Source organism: Geodermatophilus chilensis, from assembly GCF_002802985.1.
Classification (GTDB): domain Bacteria; phylum Actinomycetota; class Actinomycetes; order Mycobacteriales; family Geodermatophilaceae; genus Geodermatophilus; species Geodermatophilus chilensis.
On the sequence record NZ_NVPT01000324.1, the window covers coordinates 1 to 1,919 of the forward strand.

The window sequence follows — 1,919 nt, forward strand, 5'->3', positions numbered from 1 at the left end:
GCCCGGGACCTGCACGACCACGTCGTCCAGCGGATCTTCGCCACCGGCCTGGCGCTGGACCGGGTGAGCCGTTCGCTGGAGGACCGGCTCCCCGAGACGGCGGCGGCGCTGGCCGAGCGGGTCGACGAGCTCGACAGCACCATCGCCCGCATCCGCTCGTCGATCTTCGAGCTGCACGAGCCCGACGACGCCTCGCCCGACGCCGTCCGCACCCGCATCGTCGACGCCGTCCGCTCGATCACCGGCGGGCAGGGGCTGCGCCCGGACGTGCGGATGCGCGGGGACGAGGACCTGCCGCCGGCGCTGCTGCCCGACGTCATCGCTGTCGTCCGCGAGCTGGTGACCAACGTGCTGCGGCACGCGCAGGCCACCCGGGTGACGGTCACGGTGACCGTCGACGCCGAGGTGCGCGTCGTGGTCACCGACAACGGCATCGGGCTGCCCGCGGTCTCGGTGCGCAGCGGGCTGACCAACCTGGCCGACCGCGCGGAGCGGCACGGCGGCCGGCTGACCACCTCCACCGGACCGAAGGGCACGCAGATCCGCTGGTCGGTGCCGATGCCGCGCCAGGACTGAGCCGGCGCGCCGGTCAGTCGGGGCGGTCGCGCAGCTCGGTGGCCAGGATCGCGGCCTGGGTGCGCCGCTCGAGCCCGAGCTTGGCCAGCAGGTGGCTGGTGTAGTTCTTCACCGTCTTCTCGGCCAGCCCCATGCGGACGCCGATCTGACGGTTGGTCAGGCCCTCGCCGATCAGCCGCAGCACCGTGCGCTCCTGCTCGGTGAGCACCGACAGCCGGCGGTCCCGCTCGGCCGGGCGGCGGCGCGCGGCGGACGCCGAGGCCCCGACGTCCCGGTCGAACAGCGTGCCGCCGTCCGCGACGGTCCGGACGGCGGTGACCAGCGCCGAGCCCCGGACCTGCTTGAGCACGTAGCCCGAGGCCCCGGCGGCGACGGCGGCGGCCACGGCGTCCTCGTCAGGGAAGCTGGTCAGCACCAGGCAGCGCAGGCCGGGCACCCGCTCGCGCAGGCAGCGGCACACCTCCGCGCCGTCCCCGTCGGGCAGGCGCATGTCGACGACGGTGACGTCCGGCCGCACGGCCGGCACCCGGGCGAGGGCCTCGGCGACCGAGCCGGCCTCGCCGACGACGCTGATCTCGGGGTCCTCCTCGAGGACCTCGGCCACTCCGCGCCGGACGACCTCGTGGTCGTCGACGAGGAACACGCGCACGGGACCGTCGCTCGCCCCCACGGGCAGCCCCCTCCGGAGAGTGACCTTCTTCACACAGCGTAGCGACTGAGGGAGGGGGTGACCAGTCGGTTTCGGTTCAGGAAGGCAGCAGCAGAGCCGCGTAGAGCGTGAGCCCGGGGCCGAACGCCATCGCCACGACCGGGCCGTCGACGTCGGCGAGCTCCTCGAGCACCAGCAGCACCGTCGCCGACGAGCAGTTGCCGTGCTCGGCGAGCACGTGGCGGGAGGCGGCCAGCTGCTCCTCGGCCAGCCCAAGGTGGTCGCGGACGACGTCGAGGATGCGCGGGCCGCCGGGGTGCACCGCCCAGCCGGCGACGTCCTCGACCCGCAGCCCGGCCCCAGTCAGCAGCTCGTCGACGACGCTCCCGACGTGCCGCGAGAGCACGTCGGGCACCCGCGGCGACAGGCCCATGCGGAAGCCGAGGTCGGTGACGTCCCAGGTCATGTGGTCGGCGGTCGAGGGGTCGGTCCGGGCCACCACACCGGCCAGCCGGCGACCCTGCCCCCGCCCCTGTCTCTTAAACCCATCTGACGCTGCCGACGGCTCCCTGCGTTTTAGTGTCGGTGGTTGCGCTATTCTTTCCAATACTCAACGCAGTTACTCACGCCGCTTTGCCTGTATCTGCTACACATCTAACTCGTCCGCGGACGGCTTACCATAGCTCTGATCGTA

At 73.1% G+C, this 1,919-nt stretch carries 3 protein-coding genes; 1 reads left to right on the forward strand and 2 read right to left on the reverse strand.

Annotated features, from left to right (window positions below):
• On the forward strand, window positions 1–576 hold a 576-nt coding region (locus CNO22_RS26860; protein WP_232807392.1), incomplete at its 5' end, for a sensor histidine kinase.
• A 13-nt stretch (window positions 577–589) separates the two neighbouring features.
• On the opposite strand, the gene CNO22_RS26865 is transcribed toward CNO22_RS26860, so the two are convergent.
• A complete protein-coding gene (locus CNO22_RS26865; RefSeq protein WP_232807393.1) occupies window positions 590–1,225 on the reverse strand; it encodes a response regulator transcription factor in 636 nt (211 codons plus the stop codon).
• Window positions 1,226–1,322: 97 nt separating this feature from the next.
• Window positions 1,323–1,727 carry a 3-oxoacyl-[acyl-carrier-protein] synthase III C-terminal domain-containing protein gene (locus tag CNO22_RS26870; RefSeq protein WP_232807394.1) on the reverse strand — a complete coding sequence of 135 codons (405 nt, stop codon included), beginning with the start codon at window positions 1,725–1,727 and terminating at the stop codon, window positions 1,323–1,325.
• Window positions 1,728–1,919: the final 192 nt, after the last annotated feature.